The sequence below is a fragment of the Streptomyces sp. NPDC023527 genome (genome assembly GCF_055560115.1).
This window is the reverse complement of the sequence record NZ_JBVHJJ010000003.1, coordinates 1-25,736: the sequence shown is the minus strand read 5'-3', so window position 1 is coordinate 25,736 and position 25,736 is coordinate 1. Positions and strand designations below refer to the sequence as shown.

The window sequence follows — 25,736 nt, the reverse complement described above, 5'->3', positions numbered from 1 at the left end:
CGGGCAGTCGGAAAGCCCCGGGCGGACCACGCGCGAACCGACTGGACGTCACTTTCCGAATAGACAGATACATGGGCACATGTCCAGGATTTCTGTCATGCGTGGATTCCTTGTGTCCTCGACCGTGACCGCATGCGCCGCCGCCCTGACGCTGCCCTTCCTCGCCTCCTCCTCCGGGGCCGCCGACACCGGCGCCTCCTCCGCCCGACGGGCCGGCCCCGCGGCCGTGCCCGGCTCGACGCAGTCGCTGCCGCTGGTGCCGCTCGGCCGGACCCGCGGCGCCGGCCCCGCTCCGGAGCAGGGGCTGCTGGAGCGGGAGGTCAAGCCCTTCTCGCTGGTCGGCATCGTCTGGGACGACGCCTCGGCGGAACTCCGCGGCCGGGCCCAGGTGCGCACCCGTGCGGTGGCCGGCGGCTGGTCGGCCTGGCAGGACGTGCAGACCCACGACGACGACCGCCCCGACCTGGACTCCGCGGAGGGGCGTGGCGGGCGGCTGCGCGGCTCCACGGCACCCCTGTGGGTCGGCGCGTCCGACGCCATCCAGGTCAAGGTCCGCCCGGAACCCGCGACCGAACGCACCCCCGAGGGCCGCGCCCTGCCCTCCGGGATGCGCCTGGAACTCGTCGACCCCGGCGAGGACCCGGCCCGCTCCCGGGCGGCGGCGGACCCGGAGGAGAACGCCAGCTCCGCCGCCAACGCCCCGCTCGCGCCGCTCGGCGCCACCGAGATCCCGGCGCTCGCCAGACCCGCCTCGGCCGCCGACATCGCCGCCAGCCGTACGGGCGGCAGGCCGCCGGACGACCCGGAGTTCCCGTTCGACCTGGACCCGCTCGACGAGCTGGACGTCCCCCGCGCCAACGACTACGACGACTTCCCGGACTACCCCGATGACACGGACTATTCGGACTACCAGGACTACCCGGACAGATATGCCGAGGAGGCCGGCGGCTACGTCGGCCCGCGCCCGCGCATCGTCACCCGGGCCGGCTGGGGAGCCGACGAATCGATCCGGGAGAACGGCTTCGCCTACACCAAGAAGGTCAAGGTCGCCTTCGTCCACCACTCGGCCTCGGGCAACACCTACAGCTGTTCGCAGTCGGCGTCAGTCATCCGCGGTATCTACCGCTATCACGTTGTGAGCAGCGGCTGGCGGGACATGGGCTACAACTTCCTTATCGACAAGTGCGGCACGATCTACGAAGGCCGGGCAGGCGGTGTGGCCAAGGCCGTCATGGGTGCGCATACTCTCGGTTTCAACACCAACAGCATGGGCATCGCCGTTCTCGGAACCTTCGCCAAATCCAACCCGCCCAACGCGGCGGTGAAGGCCATCAGCTCCCTCACCGCCTGGAAACTCGGCCTGTTCGGCGGCAACCCGGCCGGCACCGCGACCCTGGTCTCCGGGGGCGGAAACCTGTTCAAGAAGGGCACCAACGTCAAGCTCAAGGTCATCTCCGGGCACCGTGACGGTTACGCCACGGAGTGCCCCGGTGACAAGCTCTACGGCAAGCTCGGCACCGCCCGCAGCACGGCCGCCCGGCTCCAGGGGCGCTGACCTGGCGCGGCGCGCCCCTCCGGTCTGCATACACTGGCCGCCGATCAAGGCCCGGCCCCAGCAGGAAGCAGAGACGACAAGGTGACAGAAGCGATCCTCCTGGTCGGCGGCAAGGGAACCCGGCTGCGCCCGCTCACGATGCACACGCCCAAACCCATGGTTCCGGCGGCGGGCGTCCCGTTCCTCACGCACCAGCTGGCGCGGGCCCGGGCGGCGGGGGTCGAGCACATCGTGCTCGCGACCTCCTATCTGGCCGAGGTCTTCGAGCCGTACTTCGGCGACGGCTCGGCCCTGGGCCTGCACCTGGAGTACGTCACCGAGGAGGAGCCGCTCGGCACGGGCGGAGCCATCCGCAACGTCGCCGCCAAGCTGCGCTCCGGCCCGGGCGACCCGGTCCTGATCTTCAACGGCGACATCCTCACGGGCCTCGACATCGAGGCCCTGGTCGACACCCACCGCACCACGGGCGCGGACGTCTCCCTGCACCTCACCCGGGTGTCGGACCCCCGGGCGTTCGGGCTGGTCCCCACGGACCCGGACGGGCGCGTCACGGCGTTCCTGGAAAAGCCGCAGACGCCCGAGGAGATCGTCACCGACCAGATCAACGCCGGCGCGTACGTCTTCAACCGCGAGATCATCGACTCCATCCCGGCGGACCGCCCGGTCTCGGTGGAACGCGAGACCTTCCCCGGGCTGCTCGCGGCGGGCGCCCACCTCCAGGGCATGGTCGACTCCACGTACTGGCTCGACCTGGGGACGCCGCAGGCGTTCGTTCGAGGCTCGGCGGACCTGGTCCTCGGCCGCGCCCCGTCCCCGGCGGTCCCCGGCCGCTGCGGCGACCGGCTGATCCTCGACACGGCCGAGGTCGCCCCGGACGCCAAGCTCACCGGCGGCACGGTCATCGGCGCGGGCGCCCGCGTGGAGCCGGGCGCACGGGTGGACGGCTCCACGGTCCTGGACGGCGCGGTCATCGAGGCCGGCGCGCAGATCCGCGACTCACTGGTGGGCGCGGGCGCGCGCATCGGGGCCCGTACGGTCCTGGACGGCGCGGTCATCGGCGACACGGCGGTCATCGGCGCGGACAACGAGCTGCGGGCAGGGGCGAGGATCTGGTGCGGGGCGGAGATCCCGGCCGCGGCGATCCGCTTCTCGTCGGACCAGTAGCCATCCGTCCGGGTGATTTCCGGGCCGGGATCCAAGTGGATCGGCCCCCTCCGTTTGTCATCGGCGGGACGTAGGCTGGCGGGATGGCCACCCGCACATGGACCCCGCCGGCCCGGTACGACCTGGGCCGCACCCTGGGCGTCCTGGCGCGCGGCCCCGGCGACCCGGCCTACCGCAGGGACCCGGACGGCTCCATCTGGCGAGCGAGCAGGACCCCGGCGGGCCCGGGAACCCTCCGCATGACGGCCCGCCTGGGCGACATCCACGCCGAGGCATGGGGCCCGGGCGGGGACTGGCTGCTGGAAACCCTCCCGGCCCTCCTCGGAGAGGCGGACGACCCGAGCGCCTTCACGCCCCGCCATCACCTCCTCCACGAGGCGCACCGCAGAAACCCGGGCCTGAGGCTGACCCGCACCGGGCTGGTCCTGGAATCCCTCATCCCGTCCGTCCTGGAACAGAAGGTCACCAGCGACGAGGCGTACCGCGCCTGGCGACTGCTCCTCCAGCGGCACGGCGAACCGGCACCGGGCGCGCCCCGCATGCGCGTGATGCCCGAGCCGCGCGCCTGGGCGCTGATCCCCTCCTGGGAGTGGCACAAGGCGGGCGTGGACGGCAAACGCTCGGCGACCATCATCCGGGCCGCGCGCGTGGCGGCCCGGCTGGAGGAAGCGGCGGCCATGGACGAGGCCGCCGCCGCGGCGCGCCTCCAGCTGGTCCCGGGCATCGGCCCCTGGACGGCCGCCGAGACCCTCCAGCGCAGCAACGGCGCGGCCGACGCGGTGACGCTGGGCGACCTCCACCTGCCGAAGATCATCGGCTACGCGCTCACCGGCGTCCGGGGCACGGACGACGCGGGCATGCTCGACCTCCTGGCCCCGTACGCGGGCCAGCGCCACCGGGCATGCCGCCTGATCCTCCTCACGGGCCGCACCCCGCCGCGCCGCGCACAGCGCTTCTCGGTGAACGACATCAGGGCCCTGTAGGGGAGAGGGCCGGCCGCGAACGGCGGGAGGGTGACGGGGCCGGAGGGGCAGGGCTCCTGGACGCTTACGTGTATTTGTGGCGCCAAGTGCGGGGTGCCCGGAGGAACAGAGGGCAGGGCGCCGTAAATATACGGTCCAGGGGCCCTGCCCCGGAGGCCCCGGCGTCCGGCGCTACGACGGCGCCCCGCGCATCCCTACCGCACCTCGAAGAAGGCGGTGGCGTCCCGAGCAGGCCGAGAGCTGGGCGGGGCAGCCGCATGCCCGACGGCCACGGCCCCCATCGGATCCCACTCATCCGGCAGCGACAGCACCGACCGCACCACATCCCGGCAGAACAGCGTCGACGACACCCAAGCCGACCCCAGCCGCTCACCGGCCAGCGCCACCAGGAAGTTCTGCACGCCCGCCCCCGCCGCGACCACGAACATCTCGCGCTCGGCCGCGTTGCGCCGAGCATCGGGATACGTGTGCGAGCCGTCCATGACCAGGCACGGCACCACCAGATAGGGCGCGTTGCGCAGGACGTCGCCCCGGCGCACCCGCTTGGCGACGCTCTCCTCGCTGAAGCCGTCCCCGCGCAGGTCGGCGATCCACGCGTCCCGCATGGCGTCGAGCAGCCGAACCCGCGAGGACTCCGACTCCAGCAGCACGAACCGCCAGGGCGTCGTGTGATGCGGCGCGGGCGCGGTGACCGCGGCCGCCACGGCGCGCCGCACGGCGGAGCCGTCCACCGGCTGGTCCGTGAACTCCCGGACCGTACGCCGCAGCGTCACCGCTTCCCGTACCGCCTCGGAGGTCCCCAGCCGGAACATGTCGTCGGCGGCGTCCCGGACGAGCGCCCGCGCACCGACGTCGTCGGCCTCCGCGTCCGCCACCACGTGCGGCAGCCCCCGGACCACGGCGACCGGCAGCCCCGCGGCCTTGCCCTTGACGAGGTCACCCGCGGCGGCGAGCTCATCGGCCGTGGCCACGACCGTCACGTTCAGCGGATTGCCGTGCGAGTCGACGCCACCGCGCAGATCGTCGAGCACGCGAACACCGGCGGCGCCGATGGCCACATCCGTCAGCCCGCTGCGCCAAGGGCGCCCGAACGTGTCGGTGACGACGACGCCGACGTCGACACCGAGCGCCTCGCGCAGCCCGGCCCGCAGGGCCCGCGCGGAGGCGTCGGGGTCCTCGGGAAGCAGCAGTATCGTGCCGGCCTCGGTGTTCGAGGCGTCGACGCCGGCGGCGGCCATGACCATCCCGAGCCGGTTCTCGACGATGCGCAGGTCCCCGCGCCGGGCGACGACGCGTACGGCTTCCGCGTCTATGGCGGCCTCGCGGTCCGCGGCCGTCACGATCCGCCCCTCGGCCTTGCTGACGATCTTCGAGGTGACCAGCAGGACATCGCCGTCGGCGAGCCCGGGCATCCCCTGGGCGGTCGCGGCGGCGGCGACGAGCTTGACGAGGTCGTCACCTGGCCGCACCTCAGGGAGGCCGGGCAGGGCCCAGACCCGGTACGCGGGCGGAGACGCGGGCGCGGACGAGGGCGAGCTCATGAGCGGACCTCCTCGGCGAGGCGCAGCGCCTCCGCCGCCATGAGGGCCGTCGCCTCGGTGTCCGTCATCATCAGCGGCACGGCACGGCAGCGGATGCCCGCGGCCTCGACCGCGTCCACCGAGCCCGCGTCCACCGAGTCGACCAGCCACCCGTCGAGCAGTCCGGAGCCGTAGTGGAGCGCCACCGCGGCCGCCGTGGACTCGACGCCGACCGCCGCGAGCACCTTGTCGGCCATGCCGCGGACGGGCGCGTCGCCGACGATGGGGGAGAGGCCCACGACGGGCACGCCGGCCTCGGCGATGGCCTCGCGGACACCCGGCACGGCGAGGATCGTGCCGACGCTGACGACGGGGTTGGACGGCGGGAAGAGGATGACGTCGGCCTGGGCGATGGCGTCGAGGACGCCGGGCGCGGGCTTGGCGCTCTCCGCGCCGACGGGGATGATCGCGTGCGCCGTCGCGGCGGCGCGCAGCCGTACCCAGTACTCCTGGAAGTGGACGGCCTTGCGGCCCTCACCGTCCGGGTCGTCGATCAGGACGTGCGTCTCGACGCGGTCGTCGCTCATCGGCAGCAGCCGCACGCCGGGCTGCCAGCGCCGGCACAGGGCCTCCGTGACGGCGCTGAGCGGATAGCCGGCGGCGATCATCTGGGTGCGGACGATGTGCGTGGCGAAGTCGCGGTCGCCGAGCCCGAACCACTCGGGCCCCACGCCGTACGCCGCCAGCTCCTCCTTCACCGCGAAGGACTCGTCGGCCCGCCCCCACCCCTGCTCCTCGTGGATGCCGCCGCCGAGGGTGTACATCACGGTGTCGAGGTCGGGACAGACTTTGAGGCCGAAGAGGTGGATGTCGTCTCCGGTGTTCCCGATGACGGTGATGTCCGCGTCGGGGACTGCTGACTTGAGGCCACGAAGGAAGCGGGCGCCCCCGATCCCGCCGGCCAGAACCACAATGCGCTGCATGTGATCAGTCTGTCAGCCGGGGGCGGCCCACCGAAGCGCGGTGTGGACAACGGCCGCCCGGCTCAGCCGAGCACGACACCTCGGGCAACGGGCGCCGTGGAGGTGATCAGCGGGGCCCGGTCGTGCATCGGCATCTCGGTGAGCCCGGGGGAGTAGACGTGCAGGCTGACCGCCGGCGCGAGGGAGTCGTTGACGACCTCGTGGGCGTAGCCGGGCGCGAAGACCCGCTGGGCTCCGGCGCGCAGCCGACGCCGGGCGCCGGCCTGCGGTCCCGCGCTCTCGGTGATCTCGGTGAGTTCACCCTGGAGGACGGTGAGCACGCCGGCGGAGGGGCCGTGGTCGTGCGGGCCGCTGCCCTGGCCGGGCACCCAGCTGAGCAGCCACAGCTCATAGCCGGGACCGGTGCGCAGGCGGTGGTACCAGCGGCTCGTGGCGTCGTACTGGACGAGCGGCGCCCAGGAGGCGACGTCGGCGGCGACGGCGCGGGCCAGGCCGGCGAACTCGGCGACGGTGCTGGGGTGGGCGGGCGCGGGCGGCAGCAGGTGCGGGATGGCGAGCGGGTCGCCGGCGATCTGGACGTCGCTGTTCATGTGCGGGATTCCTCGGCGGGTGTGCGGGGCGGCGCAGTGACGGGCGGAGCGGGAGAGCACGACGGCGCGTACGTACACAGGGAGATACGCGCACGGGTGCGGCCCTACGGCGGGGCCACAAGGGTGAATCAGCTGGAGCGCGAGGGCATCAACAGCTGGAACAGCGACAGCGCGCCTGCACAGCGCAGCGGGACCCGTAGGACCGGGTCAGGCTGAGTGCGGCGATGGCTGGCATGCCAACCAAGGTGGCGGGCGCGACTGCGTTCTGTCAACTGCGCGTCCCTTTTGAGGCTAATCTTTCACCTCATCCGGTTACTGTGGGTGTCGAAAGGTTTGCGCAAGCGGGGGTGCGGACAGGTGGCGCTCCAGTCGGGGCTTAAACATCGTTCGACCGGACGGTGCAACGGGATTGCCGCCCGTGGCGTCCTCTTCTCGGAGAGGGAAGCGGGGCGCCCGCGACAGGCGGATGAGTGTGTCCGGACTTGTGATGTTTTGGACACTTTCTGCTTGGCTTTGGTTCCGCAGAGTGAATAAGGGGCCCAATAGCAGATCTCGGCTTGACTGGCCCGGATCCGCACACTTGTAATTTCACCCGTGTCGTTCTGCCGCTTTGATGAAGGCAGCATCACGGGGACGCAAATACAGACGAGGGGCGCACATGACCGAGCTGTTTCAGCAACTGCTGGTCGAGGAGGCGGACGAGGAGCTCGGCTGGCAGGAGCGCGCGTTGTGCGCTCAGACCGACCCCGAGTCCTTCTTCCCCGAAAAGGGTGGATCCACCCGCGAGGCGAAGAAGGTCTGTCTCGCCTGCGAGGTTCGCTCGGAGTGCCTTGAATATGCCCTTGCCAATGACGAACGCTTCGGCATCTGGGGCGGGCTGTCCGAGCGCGAGCGCCGCCGCCTCAAGAAAGCCGCGGTCTGACAAGTCGGATTGGTCGCACGGATCGGATAGTTCATACAGATCCGACCGATCCGATGAACGGTCTTATTGAGGCCCGACTCAAGGCCCGACTCAAGGCCCGACCGGCTCGACAACAAGGTCCGACTCAAGGACTGACTCAAGCCCCGACTTCACGTCAGGCTCGAGGACCGACCGGGAAAACGAAGCGCACTCCGGGCCCGCATACCGGAAATTGCCTCGCCCGTGACGAACGGTCCGTCTCCCGGGGACTCCCCGCAGGAGGCGGACCGCTGTGTTCGCAGCCACTAGTGTGGTGGCCCGTTCGCGACGCACCGCCGCCCCGCAGGGGCGCACCGTCCGCAGTCCAGCACAGCAGTCATCCGGGGGGCGCCCCCCCGGACCCCGGCCGGAGGGCCCGTACCTCGATGTCCGTGCACAGCAATACGGCGGCCCACTACCCGGCCACCGCTGCCCCCTTCGCGTCGGCACCCCTGCCCGGGTTCGACCCCGCCGTACCCCCGGCGTTCCCCCGCCACGTCGTCACGGCCGTCCTCGTCGCCCACGACGGCGCCCGCTGGCTGCCCGACGCGCTGGCCGGGCTGCTCGGCCAGGAACGCCCCGTGCAGAGCGTCGTCGCCGCCGACACCGCCAGCACCGACGACTCCGCCCGGTTGCTCGCCGACGCCCTCGGCGACGACCGCGTCCTGCACCTCGCGCGCCGCACCGGATTCGGCGCCGCCGTCGACGAGGCGGTCCGCACCGTCCCCGCACCGGACCCCGGCGCACTGCCCTACCTCAAGCGCTCCAGCGGCTGGGACCCCGTCAGCCGCACCTGGACCGAGGCCCCCCACGACTTCGGCCGGTCCGACCAGCGCCACGGCGACGACCTCGAACCCGTCCAGTGGCTGTGGCTCCTGCACGACGACTGCGCACCCGACCCCGCCGCCCTCCACGAACTGCTGCGCGTCGCCGACGCCGAACCCGACGCCGCCGTCATCGGACCCAAGCTGCGCAGCTGGTACGACCGCAGACAGCTGCTGGAGGTCGGCGTCTCCATCGCCCGCAGCGGCCGCCGCTGGACCGGCCTGGAGCGCCGCGAACAGGACCAGGGCCAGCACGACCAGGTGCGCCCCGTCCTGTCCGTGTCCACCGCCGGCATGCTCGTCCGCCGCGACGTCCACGAACAGCTCGGCGGCTTCGACCCCCGGCTGCCCCTCATGCGCGACGACGTCGACCTGTGCTGGCGCGCCCACGCCGCCGGCCACCGCGTCCTCATCGCCCCCGACGCCGTGGCCCGCCACGCCGAGGCCGCCGCCCGCGAGCGCCGCCCCGTCGACTGCGCCGGCCGCACCGCCGCGAACCCGCACCGCGTCGACAAGGCCGGTGCCGTCTACACCCTCCTCGCCAACACCCGTGGCCCGCTCCTGCCGTACGTCATGCTGCGCATCGTCCTCGGCACGCTGCTGCGCACGCTCGGCTACCTCCTCGGCAAGGCCCCCGGACAGGCCCTGGACGAACTCACCGGCCTCTTCGGCACCCTGCTGCGCCCCGGCAGACTCCGCGCCGCCCGCAAGCGGCGCGCCGCCGGAGCCGTCGCCCCGAGCGAACTGCGGCCGCTGTTCCCACCGCCCGGCGCCACCGTCCGGGCCACGGTCGAACAGCTCGCGAGCAACCTCGGCGGCCGCTCGGACGCCGAGCTCTCCTCCGCCGGACGCCACGGCGGCGCCGTCGAGTCCGGGCCCGGGGGCGACGACGCGGACTTCCTGGAGATCGAGCAGTTCGCCCGGCTCAAGCGCGTCGCCCGCAAGCCCGCCCCCGTCCTCTTCGCCCTCCTGCTGCTCGTCTCGGTCATCGCCTGCCGCGCCCTGTTCGGCGGCGGCTCGCTGTCCGGCGGCGCCCTGCTGCCCGTGCCCGACGGCGCCTCCGACCTGTGGGCGCGCTACACCGACGCCTGGCACCCGGTCTCCACCGGCACCACCGGCACCGCACCGCCCTACCTGGCGGTCCTCGCCGCCCTGTCGACGCTCTTCCTCGGCTCCACCGGCTTCACCCTCACCCTGCTGCTGGTCTGCTCGGTGCCCCTGGCCGGGCTCACCGCCTACTTCGCTTCCCGCCCGCTGGTCTCCTCACGCCTCCTGCGGGCCTGGGCGAGCGTCACCTACGCCTTCCTGCCCGCCGCCACCGGCGCCCTCGCCACCGGCCGGCTCGGCACGGCTGTCCTCGCGATCGTGCTGCCGCTGATGGCGCGCGCGGCCGTCGCGGGCGCCGGATTGCGGGTGCTCGGCGCGCGCCCCACCTGGCGCGCCTCCTGGACGTACGCACTCCTGCTCACCGTCACCACCGCCTTCACGCCCGTCGTGTGGCCGCTCGCCGTCGTCCTGGGCCTCGGCGTGCTCGCGCTGCACTTCAAGCACGGCGGCGCCGACCGGCTGAAGGTCCACGGGCCGCGCTTCCTCGCCGTCGCCCTCACCCCGCTCGCCGTCCTCGCCCCCTGGTCACTGGACCTGCTCTCCCACCCGAGCCGCTTCTTCACCGAGGCCGGCCTCGACCAGGGGCACGGCTCGCCCGCCCCCTGGCAGCTGCTGACCGGCGACCCCGGCGGCCCGAAGACCCTCAGCGGACTCCTGCTCGTCGGCCTCGTCCTGGCGGCGCTGGCCGCCCTGCTGCGCGCCGACCGGGTCCTCGCGGTCCGTACGGCCTGGACGGCCGCGCTCGCCGCCCTCCTGTGCGCCGCGCTGGCCAACGCGAGCTCCGCCTGGGCCGGACCGGCCACCCTCGTCTACTGCCTCGCGCTCATCGCCGCCGCCGTCGTCGGCGCCGAGGGCGCCCGCGAACGCGTCGCGGCCCTCAGCTTCGGCTGGCGGCAGCCGGTGGCCGCCCTCATCGCCGTCGCCGCCGTCGCGGCGCCCGCGGTCGCCGCCGTCGGCTGGATGGCCGACGGCGCCGACGGACCGGTCGGGCGCCGTCCCGCGGCCCAGGTGCCCGCGTTCGTCGCCGAGGAGGCCGGCACCCGTGACCAGGCCCGCACCCTCGTCCTCGACGGGGACGCCGGCCATGTCGTCTACACGCTCGTACGGGGCGCCGGGGCGCGGCTCGGCGACGCCGAACCGGCGGCGGCCGCCGGCCCCGACAAGAAGCTCGACGCCGTCGTCGCCGGCCTCGTCGCGGGCTCCGGCGCCGACCAGGCGGGCGTCCTCGGCGACTACGCCGTCGGCTACGTCCTCGTCCGCGACAGCGCGCCGCCGGGCATGGGCCGCGTCCTGGACACCACCCCCGGCCTCACCCGGCTCAGCCGGCAGGACAGCAGCTCGCTGTGGCGGGTCGACCGGGAGGTCGCCCGCGTCACCGTCGTCGCGGGCGCCGACCAGGACGCGGCCCGTCGCACCGCGCCGGTGCCGGTGGCGGCCGGGCCCGTCGAGGCCCGCACCACCGTCCCCGCCGGCGCCGAGGGCCGCCTCCTGCGGCTCGCCGACAAGGCCGACCCCGGCTGGGAGGCCACCGTCGACGGCCGCGCCCTCAAGCGCGTCACCCTCGACGGCTGGGCGCAGGGCTTCCAGCTCCCCGCCGCCGGCGGCAAGCTGGTGCTGACCTACCGGACGCCGCTGTCGCACACCGTCTGGGTGTGGGCGCAGGGCCTGCTCGCGGCCGTCCTGGTCGTGCTCGCCCTCCCGGGCCGGCGACGCGAGATCGACGACGACCTGCCGGAGCCCGCGACCGCCGCCCCCGCACCGGCGCCCGCGTCCGTACCGGCGCAGCCCGCCGCCGGCGAGGGCCGCCGCGCCCGCAGGCTGCGGGCCGCCGCCGCCGAGGCCGAGCGGCCCGCCGAGCCCGTGGCGCCCCCGGCGCCCGCCGCCGAGCTCCCGGCCGATCCGTACGCGGGCGGGACGGCCGATCCGTACGCGGCCGTGCCGGACCAGCAGCAGTACGGCGGCGAGGGCTGGGACGCCGCCCAGGGCTACCCCGGCGGCTACGGCGGGCAGCCCTACCAGGAGGGCTACGACGGCTCGTACCCCCAGCAGGGCCACCCCCAGGACGGCTCGTACCCGCAGCAGCAGTACGCGGCGGATCCGTACGCGGCCGGCGCCTACGACCCGTACGGCTACAGCGCGCAGCCCTACGACACGACGTATGACACGACGTACGGCGGCGCCACGCGGCCGCACCGCGACGGGAGCGAGCAGCAGTGAAGCGCACCACCCTGTCCCTGTTCGGTGCCGTGGCGGCACTCGCGGCCGTCACGGGTGTCGCCGTGGTCACCGCGCCGGCGGACGGCGCCCGTACGCCCGCGAAGTCCGCGCAGCGGCTGCCGGTGCAGCGGTCCATGGCGCTGTGCCCGGCTCCGACGACCTCCGACGTGGCGGAGACGACGTACACGGCCTTCGCCCCGCAATCCGGGGACAAGGCGGCGCGGAAGGCGGCGGAGCTGGTGGCGGCCGCGGCCGGCGGCAGGAAGGACGACGCGGGCAAGGGCGCGAACGCCAAGGACGCCAAGGAAAAGAAGAAGGACGACAAGAGCGCGGTCGCGCCGGGCACGTCCGTCCTCTCACTGAAGGAGCCCGGCAAGCCCGCCACGGCCACCACCGGCAGCTCCGAGGCGCCCGCCCTCATCGGCAGCGCGGAGGGCGCCCTCGCGCCCGGCTGGAGCGTGCAGCAGAGCACCGTGGTGAGCGCGGGCAGCGGGCGCGGACTGCACGGGCTGAGCTGCACGGCGCCCGACACGTCCTTCTGGTTCCCGGGCGCGAGCACCGTCAAGAGCCGCCAGGACTACGCCCATCTGACCAACCCGGACGGCACGGCGGCCGTCGTCGACCTGGAGCTCTACGGCAAGGACGGCCGGATCAAGGCGGTCGGCGGGGAGGGCGTCACCATCCCGCCCCGCTCCACCGTGCCGGTGCTCCTGTCGACGCTGACGGACGCGCCCGCCGAGAACATCACGCTGCACGTGGCGGCCCGCTCCGGCCGGATCGGCGCCGCGGTGCAGGCGTCCGACGACAAGGCCGGCGGCGACTGGCTGCCGGCCTCCGCCGGACCGGCCGCGAACGCGGTCCTGCCCGGCATCCCGGCCGACGCGACCTCCGTACGGCTCGTCGCCTTCGCGCCCGGCGCGGACGACGCCGACCTCAAGCTGCGGTTCGCCGGGCCGAACGGTTCGATCACCCCGGCCGGCCACGAGACGCTGCACATCAAGAGCGGCATGACGGCGGCCGTCGACCTCGGGGACGTCACCAAGGGCGAGGCGGGATCGCTCCTGCTCACCGGGGAGGACGGCGGAGCGCCGGTCGTGGCCGCGCTGCGGGTCACGCGCGGCAAGGAGGACAAGCAGGAGACGGCGTTCATCCCGGCCACGCCGGCGATCGAGCGGCGCGGCACCGTCGCCGACAACCGCGCCAAGGGCAGCACGCTCGCCCTGGTCGCGCCCGGCAAGGAGGCGGCGCAGGTGAAGGTCACGTCGTCGGCGGGCAGCGAGGGCGGCGGTCCGGTGAGCAGGACCTACACCGTCAAGGCGGGCACGACGCTGACCGTGGAGCCGCCGCAGCCCGCCGGCGGCAAGGGGTCGTACGCGGTGACCGTCGAGCGGGTCTCCGGCGGGCCGGTGCACGCGTCGCGGACGCTGTCGCTGCCGAAGGACGGTGTGCCGATGTTCACCGTCCAGCCGCTGCCGGACGACCGTTCCACGGTGGCGGTCCCGGCGGCCGAGCAGGACCTGTCGATGCTCAACCGCTGAGCCCGCGGCGGACGCTCCTTCCGGGAGCGCTAGTCCTGTCCATAGCGCGGATCCACCGACTCCGGGGCGAGCCCGAGGAGTTCGGCGACCTGCTCCACCACGACCTCGTGCACGAGCAGGGCGCGCTCGTCGCGCGTCTTGGTGCGGATCTCCACCGGGCGGCGGTAGATCACGATCCGGTCGGGCGCGTCACCGTGGGCGGCGACGTACCGGCCCAGCGGCACGGACTCGCCGTCGAAGTCGAAGACGTCCAGCCCGTCCGGGTCGCCGGAAGTGCCCGGGGAGTCGCGGAGCGTGACCGGCACCTCGCGTACGACGAAGTCGACCGCGGAGAGCTGCGGCCAGCGCCGCTCCAGCCGCTCCGCCGAGTCGTGCACCAGATCCACGAACGCCTCGCCGCGGCTGACCGACAAGGGCACTTGGGGCGGGGCGATCGGGCCGCGCATGCCCCGTCCGTGGCGGTCGCGGTGGCGCGGGCGAGGCTCGGAGCGGCGAGGAGGTACAGGGCTGTCCATCACTCCTGAGGGTATCCGCCGGCCGGCCGCGCGCACGCGGTGATCGCGCATCCACGGCATGTCGCCGGATGAACATTTCGGTCACCTCTGCGATCAATTACGGCCAGGCGCGGGATCGGATGACGCATGCCGAATGACACAGTGCAGGTGGGTACATGACAGTTTTCGCCCCGAACGGCGCCTGCTTCCAGGGACTCCGTGCAGGTCAACCGACCGGTGCGGAAACGGTGTCCACGGGACGAACCGGGACGACACGGGGGAGTGAGCCGGGGGAGTGTCGTCGCGGACCGCTCAAGAGTGCGGTACCGTCCAACCTCGTGAGCCCTGTACGTCGCTGTTCGCGCACCGCGTGCGGCCGCCCGGCCGTCGCGACGCTGACGTACGTCTACGCCGATTCGACCGCCGTTCTCGGACCGCTCGCCACCTATGCGGAACCCCACTGCTACGACCTGTGCGCCGAGCACTCCGAGCGGTTGACCGCGCCCCGTGGCTGGGACGTCGTCCGGCTCGCCCTCGACAGCGGCCCCTCCCGGCCCAGCGGTGACGACCTCGAAGCGCTCGCCAACGCCGTGCGCGAGGCGGCCCGCCCGCAGGAACGTCTCGCGAGCCCGCACACGCCGGGCGCCGTCGGGCCCAACGGCCGTGAGGCCGACCCGATGGAGGTCGCCCGCCGAGGCCACCTCAGGGTGCTGCGTTCACCCGACTCCTGACGCCTCGACGTCCTGTCACCCCCGTTCTCACCCGTCCGGCGTCCCGGATTGTCAGTCCGTCCGGGTAGGTTTGTTCCCCCGTACCGGACTCCAGGAGGGGTTGGCTGTGGCTGATCTGTCGCAGATCGTGAAGGCGTACGACGTGCGCGGCGTCGTCCCCGACCAGTGGGACGAGGCGCTGGCCGAGCTGTTCGGTGCCGCGTTCGCCGAGGTGACCGGCGCGGACGCGATCGTGGTCGGCCATGACATGCGGCCGTCCTCGCCCGGCCTCTCGCGCGCCTTCGCGCGGGGCGCGGCGGCGCGCGGCGTGGACGTCACCGGCATCGGCCTGTGCTCCACCGACCAGCTCTACTTCGCCAGCGGCCAACTGGACATGCCCGGCGCGATGTTCACGGCCAGCCACAACCCCGCGCAGTACAACGGCATCAAGCTGTGCCGGGCGGGTGCCGCTCCGGTCGGCCAGGACACCGGCCTCGGCGAGATCCGCACGCTCGTCGAGGGCTGGGCGGAGACGGGCGCCCCCGCGCCCACCGCCACCGCCGGCACGATCACCGAGCGGGACGTCCTCACCGACTACGCCGCGTATCTGCGCTCGCTCGTCGACCTGCGCGCCATCCGGCCGCTGAAGGTCGTCGTCGACGCCGGCAACGGCATGGGCGGACACACGGTGCCCACCGTGTTCGACGCCCTGCCGATCGACCTGACGCCGATGTACTTCGAGCTCGACGGCACGTTCCCCAACCACGAGGCCAACCCCCTCGACCCGAAGAACCTCGTCGACCTCCAGGCGAAGGTCCGCGAGACCGGCGCCGACATCGGTCTCGCCTTCGACGGCGACGCCGACCGCTGCTTCGTCGTCGACGAGCGCGGCGAGCCGGTCTCCCCGTCCGCGATCACCGCCCTGGTCGCCGCCCGCGAGCTGGCCAAGCACCCCGGCGGCACGGTCATCCACAACCTGATCACGTCGTGGTCGGTGCCGGAGGTCGTCAAGGAGAACGGCGGCAAGGCGGTCCGTACGCGCGTGGGGCACTCCTTCATCAAGGGGGAAATGGCCCGCACCGGCGCGATCTTCGGCGGCGAGCACTCCGCGCACTACTACTTCCGCGACTTCTGGAACGCCGATACGGGCATGCTGGCCGCCCTGCACGTCCTGGCGGCGCTCGGCGGCCAGGGCGGGACCCTGTCCGAGCTCGTCCGGCAGTACGACCGCTACGCCGGCTCCGGCGAGATCAACAGCACCGTCGCCGACCAGGCCGACCGCGCCGCCGCCGTCCGCGCGGCGTACGAGGGCCGCGACAACACCGACCTCGACGACCTCGACGGCCTCACGGTCACCACCCCCGACTGGTGGTTCAACCTCCGCGCCTCCAACACGGAGCCCCTCCTCCGCCTGAACGTAGAGGCCCGCGACCCCGAAACGGTGGCACGAATCCGCGACGAGGTCCTGTCGATCGTCCGCGCGTAGCGGGCGGGGGCCCGCCCGCAACTCGGGGGCGGGGCGGCCGGGTTCCGCTGAGCACGGGGCGGCGCCGGACGGCGCCGGTGGGCCACCGCCGCGGCGGGGGTGCGGGCGGCGGTTCCGGTCCGCCAGCAACTCCCCGCCGCGACGGCGACCGGCCACGAGGCCGTGGCCCGGCGGTGCCGAAATCACCGCGACGAGGGCGGCGCTCCGAGCCCGGCGGCCCCGGGACCCCTGTCCGGCGGGGGTGCGGGCGGCGGCCTGGCCCGCCAGCAACTCTCCGCCGCGACGGCGATCAGCCACGAGGCCGTGGCCCGGCGGTGCCGAAATCGCGGCCGCAAGGGCGGCGCTCCGCAGACCGGATCCCGGTGCCGGGAGCCTCGTCACCCAAAGGTTGGGCGGCGGGCCGGCCCGCCGGCAACTCCCCGCCGCGACGGCGACCGGCCACCACGTCGCGGCCCGGCGGTGCCGAGATCACCGGCCGCAGGAGCGGCGCCCCGCGGGCCGGGCAGCGCCACCGCAGGGGCAGGGGCAGAGCGGGTCCGGTCCGCTGCAGATTTCCCGCCGCGACGGCGACCGGCCACCACGCCGCGGCCCGGCGGTGCCGAAATCGCGGCGCCCGGCGGTTCCGGGATCCCCGTCCCGCCGGGTGCGGGCGGCGGTTCCGGTCCGCCGGTACTCCCCGCCGCGACGGCGACCGCCCGGCGGCGCCGGCCACACCCCCGGGGCCACCCCACCCATATCTCCGCCACCCCCAGTGGGAACGACTACGCTGGCCGGACAGAACACGCACATCCCGAAGGGAACCCCCCATGCCGCTCGAAGCCGGTCTCCTGGAGATCCTCGCCTGTCCGGCGTGCCACGCCCCCCTCCGTGAGGAAGCCGCCTCCGAGGAGCGCTCCGAGCTGGTGTGCCAGAGCCAGAGCTGCGGCCTGGCCTACCCCGTGCGCGACGAGATTCCCGTCCTGCTCGTGGACGAGGCCCGGCGCCCGGCCTGACCCCGCCCCCGCCCTGAGGCGCACGCCACAGGGCGGCCCGCAGGCCGCGGCGTACGCCACGGCGATCGGAGGCTGATCAACGGTGTTCGACGAGTCACTCCTCGATGACCCCGACGCCCTGTCCCGAGCCGATGTCCACGGACTCCTGCGCGGCGCCGCCGAATCCGGCGCCCGGGTCCGTACGGCCGCGCGGAACAGCGTCGAAGCGGGCATAGACGGTCTCCGGCCGGACGGGCGCCCGCGCGCCGTCCTGGTCGCCGGCCCCGGCCCCGCCGCCGGCTGCACCGCCGACCTGCTCACCGCCCTCGCCGGCGGCAGCGCGCCCGTCTCCCTGATCCGCCCGACCGGCGTCGCCCCCGCCCCCGGCGCCCTGCTCTGGACGCTCCCCGGCTGGACGGGCCCGCTCGACCTGCTGCTCGTCGCCAGCCCGGACGGCACCGAACCCGGCCTCGCCATCCTCCTCGAACAGGCATACCGGCGCGGCTGCTCCGTCGTCTGCGTCAGCCCGGCCGGCTCGCCGCTCGCCGACGCCACCGCTCAGGCCCGCGGCCTGGCGATCCCGCTCACCAATTCCCCGAGCGAGTCCCTGGCGAGCGAGGAGCCCCCCAGGGGCAGGGTCGCACTGCCCATCGGCCCCGGCCTGCTCTGGTCGCTGCTCACCCCCTTGCTGACCCTCGCCGACCGCATCGGCCTGCTCGCCGCGGACACCTCCGCGATCGAGTCGCTCGCCGACCGGCTCGACCAGGTCGCCGAGCGCTGCGGCCCGGCCATCGCCACGTACAGCAACCCCGCCAAGACCCTCGCGGCCGAGCTGGCGGACACCCTCCCCCTGATCTGGACCGAGGGCGAGCTCGCCGGCGCGGCCGGCCGGCACTTCGCCACGGTCCTCGCCGCGCTCGCCGGCCGCCCCGCGCTCGCTGCCGAGCTCCCCGAGGCGCTCACCCTGCACGGCACGCTGCTCGCCGGGGACTTCGCGGCCGGAGCCGACCCGGAGGAGTTCTTCCGCGACCGGGTGGAGGAGCCCGAGGCGCTGCACGTCCGGGTCGTCCTGCTACGCGAGCAGGAACCGGACGTCACCTCGCCCGCCCCCGCCGCCCGCGAGCTCGCCCTCCAGCGCGACACCCCCGTCAGCGAGCTGGAGGCGGTCGACGCGGAGACCGCGCTGGAGACCGCCGCGGAGCTGCTCGCCATCACGGATTTCGCCGCCGTCTACCTGGCCCTCGCCTCCACCCCGTAGACGGCCCGTAGAAAGGCCCCAGAAGGCCGCCGCACAAAGGCCGTGTCCAGGCCCCACCACCGGACATCAGCCCGTACGAACAGTCAGGAACCGCGCCCATGGACCGCCTCGCCAACACCGTGCGCCCCTACGCGTGGGGATCCACCACCGCGATCCCCGAACTCCTCGGCACCACCCCCACCGGCGAGCCCCAGGCCGAGCTGTGGATGGGCGCCCACCCCGGCGCCCCCTCCCGCGTCGACCGCGGCGACGGCCCGCGCCCGCTGTGCGACGCCATCGCCGACGACCCGGAGGCCGAGCTCGGCGCCGCCGCCGTCCGGCGCTTCGGCCCGCGGCTGCCGTTCCTCTTCAAGCTCCTCGCCGCCGCGTCCCCCCTCTCCCTCCAGGTCCACCCCGACCTCGAACAGGCCAGGGCCGGCTTCGCCGACGAGGAGGCGCGCGGCGTCCCGCACGACGCGCCGCACCGCACGTACAAGGACGCCAACCACAAGCCCGAACTGCTCTGCGCCCTCACCCCCTTCGAGGGCCTGTGCGGCTTCCGCGCCCCCGACAGGACCGCCGAGCTGCTCGCCGCCCTCGACGTCGATCCCCTCAAGCCGTACGTGGACCTCCTGCACGCCCGGCCCGAGTCGGACGCCCTGCGCGAGGTCCTCACCGCGGTCCTCAGCGCCGAACCCGCCGCCATCGCGGAGACCGTCGCGGCCACCACCGCCGCCGCCGAGCGGCTCGCCGCCGAGGACGGGCCGCACCGGGCCGCGTACGCCGCCTACGCCGGGCTCGCCCGCCACTACCCCGGCGACCCCGGTGTGATCGCCGCCATGCTCCTCAACCACGTATGCCTCCACCCCGGCGAGGCGCTGTTCCTGGGCGCCGGCGTCCCGCACGCCTACCTCGACGGCTTCGGCGTCGAAATCATGGCCAACTCGGACAATGTGCTCCGCTGCGGTCTGACCCCCAAGCACATCGACATCCCCGAACTGCTGCGCGTCGTCCGCTTCGAGAGCACCACCCCGGCCGTCCTGCGCCCCGAGGCCGACGCCGGCGGCGAGGAGGTCTACGCGACGCCCACCGACGAGTTCCGCCTCTCCCGCTACGTCTTCGCACCCGCCTCGGAGACGCCGGCGGCCCTGCCCGGGGGCACCCCGCAGATCCTCCTGTGCACCACCGGCTCCGCCGTGCTCCGCGCCGCCGACGGCACCGAGCTCCCCCTCGGGCGGGGCGAGTCCGCGTTCGTACGGGCGGACGAGCGCGTCGAGCTCGCCGGCGACGGCGCCACGGTGTTCCGCGCCACAGTCGCGGTCCGAGCCGTAACTCCGCCCGGCGGCTGCAACAATGGCCCGCCGTAAAGGAAGAGCAAAGCAACTGCTGGGGCGGAAGGGACATCCCGCACATATGAGTGCAACAGGCGGAACCAAGGCCATCGTCGCCGCGCTTGGCGCCAATCTGGCCATCGCCGTGGCGAAATTCGTCGCGTTCGCGTTCAGCGGCTCGCCGTCGATGCTCGCCGAAGGGGTGCACTCGGTCGCCGACTCCGGCAACCAGGCGCTGCTCCTGCTCGGCGGCAAGAAGGCGCAGAAGAAGGCGAGCGAGGAACACCCCTTCGGCTACGGCCGAGAGCGCTACATCTACGGATTCCTCGTCTCCATCGTGCTGTTCACGATCGGTGGCGTCTTCGCCCTCTACGAGGGCTACGAAAAGATCAAGGAACCGGACGAGCTCAAACACTGGTACTGGCCGATCGGTGTGCTCGTCTTCGCGATCCTCGCGGAGGGCTTCTCCTTCCGCACGGCCGTCAAGGAGTCCAACGAGCTGCGCGGCAAGCAGTCCTGGAGCCAGTTCATCCGGACGGCCAAGGCACCCGAACTGCCCGTCGTCCTGCTGGAGGACCTCGGCGCCCTCGTCGGCCTCGTCCTCGCCCTCGCCGGCGTCGGCCTGACCCTCGCCACCGGCGACGGCATCTGGGACGGCATCGGCACCATGTGCATCGGCGCCCTGCTCGTCCTGATCGCGCTGGTCCTGGCCGCCGAGACGAAGTCGCTGCTCCTCGGCGAGGCCGCCGGCCCCGAGCAGGTGGCGAGGATCCGCGCCGCCGCCGTCGACGGCGAGACGGTCACCGCCGTCATCCACATGCGCACGCTGCACCTGGGCCCGGAGGAACTGCTCGTCGCCGCCAAGATCGCGGTGCCGCACGACGACACCGCCGTGGAGGTCGCGCGGGCCATCGACGCCGCCGAGGCCAGGATCCGCGAGGCGGTGCCCATCGCCCGGGTGATCTATCTGGAACCGGACATCTACAGCGCGGAGGCCGCCGCCGCGGGCGAGGACCCCGCCACCACCCCCGGCGGCCCGAACCGCCACTGACGACACCGCATGGCGTACGTACGTGAAGGCCCCCGCACCCAGGACGGTGCGGGGGCCTTCACGTGCGACGCCGTGCGCCTACTCGATCTCGCCCAGGACCCTTATGAGCGCGGTGGTGTCCGGGGCCACCAGCAGCCGCTCCCGGAAGCCGGGGTCCATCAGCTTGCGCGAGAGCATCGCCAGGATGCGCAGGTGCTCGTCGCCCGCGGCCGCCTCCGGCACCGCGATCATGAAGACCAGGCGGGCCCGCGTACCGTCCAGCGAGCCCCACTCGACGCCCTCGGCGGACCGCGCGAAGCCGACGACGGGCGCCGAGACCGCGTCCGTCTTGGCGTGCGGAATCGCGATCTCCTCACCCAGGCCGGTCGTACCCAGCGCCTCCCGCGCCAGCGCGGCGGCGACCAGGCCGTCGACATCACGGACCTTCCCGGTGGCGGCCAGCAGCTCGGCCAGCTCGCGGATCGCCGCCTCCTTCGTCCCGGCGGCGAGCAGCGGCCGCACCGCCGACGCGGAGAGATGGCCGGAAAGGGTGGAAGCGGGACTGCCGGCCGCCACCGGGCGCACGGCGGGCACCGCGGCCGCCGCCACACCCGTCACCCCCGCCGGTGTCCTAGTGCCCAGCGCCATCAGGGTCACCGTCGTCAGAGCCGTCACCACCGCGCCGATGGCGATGGCCACGAAGAACATCGGCACCCCGCCGACCGCGCCCAGCACCGCCACGATCGGACCGCCGTGCGGCACGGAGTCCTTGACCGCCGCGAGGCCCGCGACGGCACCCGCCACGGCGCCGCCGAGCATGTTCGCGGGGATGACCCGGGCCGGCCGGGCGGCCGCGAACGGGATCGCGCCCTCCGTGATCCCGAAGAACCCCATGAACAGCGCCGCGAACCCGGTCTCCCGCTCCTGCGCCGTGAACATCCCGCGCCGCACCACCGTCGCCAGACCCTGACCGAGCGGCGGCACCGGGATGGCCGCCGCGCACATGCCCATGATCTCCGGGTTCCGGGAGACCAGACCCGCGCCGAAGAGGAACGCCGTCTTGTTGACCGGCCCGCCCATGTCGAATGCGATCATCAAGCCGAGGAGCACCCCGAGCAGCGCCGCGCTCGTACCGGTCAGGCCGCTCAGCCAGCTGGTCAGGTGCTCGAAGACCCAGGCGATCGGCCGGCCGATGACATAGACGAAGAACAGGCCGAGCGCGGTCGTCGACACGATCGGGATCACGATGACCGGCATGATCGGGCGGGCGAACCCCGGAACCCGCATCTTCTTGATCCACAGCACCAGATAACCGGCCAGGAACCCGGTGGCGATCGCCCCGATGAAGCCCGCGCCCGCCTTGCTGTCGTACAGCTCCCCGTGGCCCGCGATCCAGCCGCCGACCATGCCCGGCACGAGTGCGGGCCGGTCACCGATGGCGTAGGCGATATAGCCGGACAGGATCGGGATCATGAGCGTGAAGCCGATGACGCCGATGTCGTTGACGGACTTCCAGAAGGAGCTCTCGAAGACGATCCCCTCGGGCGTGGTGTGCCCGCCCAGCGCCAGCGACACCGCGATCAGCAGCCCGCCGACGACGACGAACGGGATCATGTACGAGACGCCGTTCATCAGCGCCTTGTAGACGGCGCCGCGCTCCCTGCCGCCGTCCAGCGCCAGGGAGGCACCACCGCCGCTCCCGCCGGACCCCCGGCCGTCCTCGTACACGGGCGCCCTCCGCACCCGCTCGATGAGCCGCTCCGGATGGTGAATGCCCTCCGCGACACCGACCGACAGCACCCTCTTGCCCACGAAGCGGCTGAGGTCGACGTCCTTGTCGGCGGCGACGATGATGCCGTCGGCCTGGCTGACATCGTTGTCGGTGAGGACGTTCTCGGCCCCGATCGACCCCTGGGTCTCCACCTTCATCACATGGCCGAGCGCCTGCGCCGCCTGGGCCAGCTTCTCCGCGGCCATGTACGTGTGCGCGATGCCGGTCGGACAGGCCGTCACGGCCAGCAGTCTGAGTCCCGGCCCCCCGGCGCCCGCGCCGCCGGAGGAGGTGTCCTCGGGGGAAGCGCCCTCGGGAGGATCGGCCGGACTGATCACGTGGATCTCCTCACAACTCAACGCGCGCGTGGAGCGTGCCGCTTCCTCGCGCTGCTCGCATCCTGCAACACGTGACCTGCGGAGCAAAGGGATGACCTGCCGGACCATCAGGTGCCGCCGTCCGCAAGGAACTCGCCCCCTGACCGGAACAGGGCCGAGTGGGGCTGGGGTTCGCCGGGCCCCCGGTGTAGATTCGTGACCAGAGCCAGACGTCGCTGCTGATGGCGGTCGGGCGGCCCGCGCGACGGACCGGCCGAGGGAGAGAGGGCCTCCGACGGACTGCGCTGCGGCCAGGGGACAGGTGCGTCAACTCTGACGGCCTCTGTCCAGGTCCTGTCGCTTCTGCGGCAGGCAGCCTGACCGCGTGCCCAGTCGTACCCACACCCTCGCTCGCCCCTTCAGGAGGAGCAGCCCGTATGACCACCACCTCCACCGGTCAGGACTTCAAGGTCGCCGACCTGTCGCTGGCGGCCTTCGGTCGCAAGGAGATCACCCTCGCCGAGCACGAGATGCCCGGTCTGATGGCGATCCGCAAGGAGTACGCGCAGGCGCAGCCGCTGGCCGGCGCCCGTGTCACCGGTTCGCTGCACATGACGGTGCAGACGGCCGTGCTCATCGAGACGCTGGTGGCGCTGGGCGCTCAGGTGCGCTGGGCGTCCTGCAACATCTTCTCCACCCAGGACCACGCGGCCGCCGCCATCGCGGTGGGCCCGAACGGCACGCCGGAGGACCCGCAGGGCGTGCCGGTCTTCGCCTGGAAGGGCGAGACCCTGGAGGAGTACTGGTGGTGCACGGAGCAGGCGCTGACCTGGCCGGGCACCGTCACCGGCGGCCCGAACATGATCCTGGACGACGGCGGCGACGCCACGCTCCTGGTCCACAAGGGCGTCGAGTTCGAGAAGGCCGGCGCGGCCCCGGACCCGTCCACCGCGGACAGCGAGGAGTACGCGCAGATCCTCACCGTCCTGAACCGCACCCTCGGTGAGAACCCGCAGAAGTGGACCCAGCTGGCGTCGGAGATCCGCGGCGTCACCGAGGAGACCACCACCGGCGTCCACCGCCTGTACGAGATGCAGCAGGCCGGCTCGCTGCTCTTCCCGGCGATCAATGTGAACGACGCCGTGACGAAGTCGAAGTTCGACAACAAGTACGGCTGCCGCCACTCCCTCATCGACGGCATCAACCGCGCCACCGACGTCCTCATCGGCGGCAAGGTCGCGGTCGTCTGCGGCTACGGCGACGTCGGCAAGGGCTGCGCCGAGTCCCTGCGCGGCCAGGGCGCCCGGGTCATCGTCACCGAGATCGACCCGATCAACGCCCTCCAGGCGGCGATGGACGGCTTCCAGGTCACCACCCTGGACGATGTCGTCGAGATCGCCGACATCTTCGTCACCACCACGGGCAACAAGGACATCATCATGGCCGCCGACATGGCCAAGATGAAGCACCAGGCCATCGTGGGCAACATCGGTCACTTCGACAACGAGATCGACATGGCCGGTCTCGCGAAGATCCCGGGCATCGTCAAGGACGAGGTCAAGCCGCAGGTCCACACCTGGACGTTCCCCGACGGCAAGGTCCTGATCGTGCTGTCCGAGGGCCGTCTGCTGAACCTGGGCAACGCCACCGGTCACCCGTCCTTCGTCATGTCCAACTCGTTCGCGGACCAGACGCTGGCCCAGATCGAGCTGTTCACCAAGCCGGAGTCGTACCCGACCGACGTCTATGTGCTGCCCAAGCACCTGGACGAGAAGGTCGCCCGGCTCCACCTCGACGCCCTGGGCGTCAAGCTGACCACGCTCCGCCCGGAGCAGGCCGCCTACATCGGCGTCCCGGTCGAGGGCCCGTACAAGCCCGACCACTACCGCTACTGAGCCCACTGACCGCGCCACCCGCGTGACAAGCCGGTAGCCAGGCCCCCGCCCTCCTCGGCGGGGGCCTGTCCGCTTCCCGTCAAGGACCCCCACATGCCTCGCGGCCGCTACTCCCTTTATGACCCGCACGACCACACCCCCCTCGGCGCGGAACACTTCCACTGCGCCACCGGCCCCTCCGGCTGGCGCTACGTCTCGCAGCTCACCACCCCCGCCGGCGACCACGCCGGCTCCGTCGACCTCACCCTCGACGACCTCGGCCGCCCCATCCGCCTCCAGCTCCACGCGGCGAGCTGGCAGGTACGGGGCGCGGCCCTCGACGGCGTCACCTGGGTACGCACCGACCCGACCGGCGAGCACGGGACGGAGGGCAACGTCGCGGCGCATGCCTTCACGGGCGCTTCCCCGGCCTTCTACGTGGCCCTGTCCCGCCTGCTCCGGCTCGCACCCGGCGAAGGCGCCAAGCGGATCCGCCTCGTCGGCTTCACCTCCCCCGTACTCGCCCCCCGCACCCTCGACCAGGCGTGGGCCCTGGTCGACAGGACAGCACACGCCACTGACAACGGCCCGCTGGACGTGGACGAGTACCAGGTCAGCGACCTGGAGACCGGTGAGGTGCAGACCGTGCACCTGGCCGGCGACGTGGTCCTCGCGGCGCCCGGCGTCGAGCTGGAGGAGCTGGAGACCCCCCCATCCTCCTTCGCCTGAGCCGGAGCCCGCTCCACTACTGGGCCGTGGATGTGCGTCGCACCCGCTCGGGCTGGTACTGTCCTCCTCGCCCCACAAAACCTGTTGACACAGGTCGCGGGGGGAGGTAGATTCGAACGGTTGGCGGGAGAACTGGACAAGTTCAACCGCTACGGATAGTATCTACAGCGCTCCGGTGGCGGATTGAATTCGCACGGAGACACCCCGATTCCCTGGCGGAAGCGAAAAGGCCGATTAGCTCGGCCCGGAAAGCTTCTGATAAAGTCGGCCAAGCCGGAAAGCGAAAGCAAGAAGGCAAACCCCGCTCCAACAGGGGGCCGGAGATGAAATCCGAACCGGGAACGGAACGGAAAACGGATCTGGTA

19 protein-coding genes are annotated in these 25,736 nt (G+C 73.0%); 14 read left to right on the top strand and 5 right to left on the bottom strand.

All coding sequences use genetic code 11. The features are described 5' to 3' along the window. The first annotated feature begins 97 nt into the window (after positions 1-97). From ACZ303_RS06990 to ACZ303_RS06980, 3 genes are all read left to right on the top strand, one after another. Positions 98-1,555: a peptidoglycan recognition protein family protein gene (locus tag ACZ303_RS06990; RefSeq protein ID WP_467335881.1), complete on the top strand. Its 1,458-nt coding sequence runs from the start codon at positions 98-100 to the stop codon at positions 1,553-1,555. An 81-nt stretch (positions 1,556-1,636) separates the two neighbouring features. Continuing rightward, positions 1,637-2,719: a mannose-1-phosphate guanylyltransferase gene (gene manB, locus ACZ303_RS06985; RefSeq protein ID WP_467335879.1), complete on the top strand. Its 1,083-nt coding sequence runs from the start codon at positions 1,637-1,639 to the stop codon at positions 2,717-2,719. An 83-nt stretch (positions 2,720-2,802) separates the two neighbouring features. Continuing rightward, complete coding sequence (locus ACZ303_RS06980; protein WP_467335877.1) at positions 2,803-3,702, top strand: DNA-3-methyladenine glycosylase family protein; 900 nt, start codon at positions 2,803-2,805, stop codon at positions 3,700-3,702. Between the two features lie 194 nt (positions 3,703-3,896). On the opposite strand, the gene ACZ303_RS06975 is transcribed toward ACZ303_RS06980, so the two are convergent. The 3 genes from ACZ303_RS06975 to ACZ303_RS06965 all read right to left on the bottom strand — a co-directional run bounded on the left by ACZ303_RS06975 (position 3,897) and on the right by ACZ303_RS06965 (position 6,795). After that, positions 3,897-5,243 carry a coenzyme F420-0:L-glutamate ligase gene (locus ACZ303_RS06975; protein ID WP_467335875.1) on the bottom strand — a complete coding sequence of 449 codons (1,347 nt, stop codon included), beginning with the start codon at positions 5,241-5,243 and terminating at the stop codon, positions 3,897-3,899. Next, entirely contained in the window at positions 5,240-6,205 is a 966-nt protein-coding gene (cofD, locus tag ACZ303_RS06970; protein ID WP_467335873.1) for a 2-phospho-L-lactate transferase, read from the bottom strand. Before cofD ends, ACZ303_RS06975 begins: the two co-directional genes overlap by 4 nt. 62 nt (positions 6,206-6,267) lie before the next feature. Then, positions 6,268-6,795 carry a cysteine dioxygenase gene (locus ACZ303_RS06965; RefSeq protein ID WP_467335871.1) on the bottom strand — a complete coding sequence of 176 codons (528 nt, stop codon included), beginning with the start codon at positions 6,793-6,795 and terminating at the stop codon, positions 6,268-6,270. 658 nt (positions 6,796-7,453) lie between these two features. Here ACZ303_RS06965 and ACZ303_RS06960 point away from each other — a divergent pair. From ACZ303_RS06960 to ACZ303_RS06950, 3 genes are all read left to right on the top strand, one after another. Then, positions 7,454-7,717, top strand: coding sequence for a WhiB family transcriptional regulator (locus ACZ303_RS06960; RefSeq protein WP_004952403.1), 264 nt, complete (start codon positions 7,454-7,456; stop codon positions 7,715-7,717). A gap of 404 nt (positions 7,718-8,121) precedes the next feature. Next, complete coding sequence (locus ACZ303_RS06955) at positions 8,122-11,883, top strand: glycosyltransferase family 2 protein (RefSeq protein WP_467335868.1); 3,762 nt, start codon at positions 8,122-8,124, stop codon at positions 11,881-11,883. Beyond that, positions 11,880-13,421 carry a DUF5719 family protein gene (locus tag ACZ303_RS06950; protein WP_467335866.1) on the top strand — a complete coding sequence of 514 codons (1,542 nt, stop codon included), beginning with the start codon at positions 11,880-11,882 and terminating at the stop codon, positions 13,419-13,421. Before ACZ303_RS06955 ends, ACZ303_RS06950 begins: the two co-directional genes overlap by 4 nt. A 29-nt stretch (positions 13,422-13,450) precedes the next feature. Here ACZ303_RS06950 and ACZ303_RS06945 read toward each other — a convergent pair whose 3' ends face one another. Beyond that, the gene (locus ACZ303_RS06945; RefSeq protein WP_467335864.1) at positions 13,451-13,936 is read right to left on the bottom strand and encodes a metallopeptidase family protein; all 486 of its coding nucleotides are present in this window, start codon (positions 13,934-13,936) and stop codon (positions 13,451-13,453) included. Positions 13,937-14,163: 227 nt separating this feature from the next. Between ACZ303_RS06945 and ACZ303_RS06940 the strand changes: the two genes are divergently transcribed. From ACZ303_RS06940 to ACZ303_RS06915, 6 genes are all read left to right on the top strand, one after another. Continuing rightward, on the top strand, positions 14,164-14,646 hold the full coding sequence (locus ACZ303_RS06940) for a DUF3499 domain-containing protein (RefSeq protein ID WP_467335862.1): 483 nt from the start codon (positions 14,164-14,166) through the stop codon (positions 14,644-14,646). A 106-nt stretch (positions 14,647-14,752) separates the two neighbouring features. After that, positions 14,753-16,111, top strand: coding sequence for a phosphomannomutase/phosphoglucomutase (locus ACZ303_RS06935; protein WP_467335860.1), 1,359 nt, complete (start codon positions 14,753-14,755; stop codon positions 16,109-16,111). Positions 16,112-16,917: 806 nt separating this feature from the next. Then, entirely contained in the window at positions 16,918-17,103 is a 186-nt protein-coding gene (locus tag ACZ303_RS06930) for a Trm112 family protein (protein ID WP_467335858.1), read from the top strand. 82 nt (positions 17,104-17,185) lie between these two features. Further along, on the top strand, positions 17,186-18,340 hold the full coding sequence (locus ACZ303_RS06925) for an SIS domain-containing protein (protein WP_467335856.1): 1,155 nt from the start codon (positions 17,186-17,188) through the stop codon (positions 18,338-18,340). A 98-nt stretch (positions 18,341-18,438) separates the two neighbouring features. Further along, positions 18,439-19,686 carry a mannose-6-phosphate isomerase, class I gene (gene manA, locus ACZ303_RS06920; RefSeq protein WP_467335854.1) on the top strand — a complete coding sequence of 416 codons (1,248 nt, stop codon included), beginning with the start codon at positions 18,439-18,441 and terminating at the stop codon, positions 19,684-19,686. Between the two features lie 46 nt (positions 19,687-19,732). Continuing rightward, positions 19,733-20,701: a cation diffusion facilitator family transporter gene (locus ACZ303_RS06915; protein WP_467335852.1), complete on the top strand. Its 969-nt coding sequence runs from the start codon at positions 19,733-19,735 to the stop codon at positions 20,699-20,701. A gap of 78 nt (positions 20,702-20,779) precedes the next feature. On the opposite strand, the gene ACZ303_RS06910 is transcribed toward ACZ303_RS06915, so the two are convergent. Beyond that, the gene (locus ACZ303_RS06910) at positions 20,780-22,789 is read right to left on the bottom strand and encodes a fructose-specific PTS transporter subunit EIIC (protein ID WP_467335850.1); all 2,010 of its coding nucleotides are present in this window, start codon (positions 22,787-22,789) and stop codon (positions 20,780-20,782) included. Positions 22,790-23,205: 416 nt separating this feature from the next. Here ACZ303_RS06910 and ahcY point away from each other — a divergent pair, with 416 nt between their 5' ends. Both ahcY and ACZ303_RS06900 read left to right on the top strand, forming a co-directional pair. Beyond that, a complete protein-coding gene (gene ahcY, locus ACZ303_RS06905; protein WP_467335848.1) occupies positions 23,206-24,663 on the top strand; it encodes an adenosylhomocysteinase in 1,458 nt (485 codons plus the stop codon). A 93-nt stretch (positions 24,664-24,756) separates the two neighbouring features. Continuing rightward, on the top strand, positions 24,757-25,371 hold the full coding sequence (locus tag ACZ303_RS06900) for a hypothetical protein (RefSeq protein WP_467335846.1): 615 nt from the start codon (positions 24,757-24,759) through the stop codon (positions 25,369-25,371). Positions 25,372-25,736 lie beyond the last annotated feature (365 nt).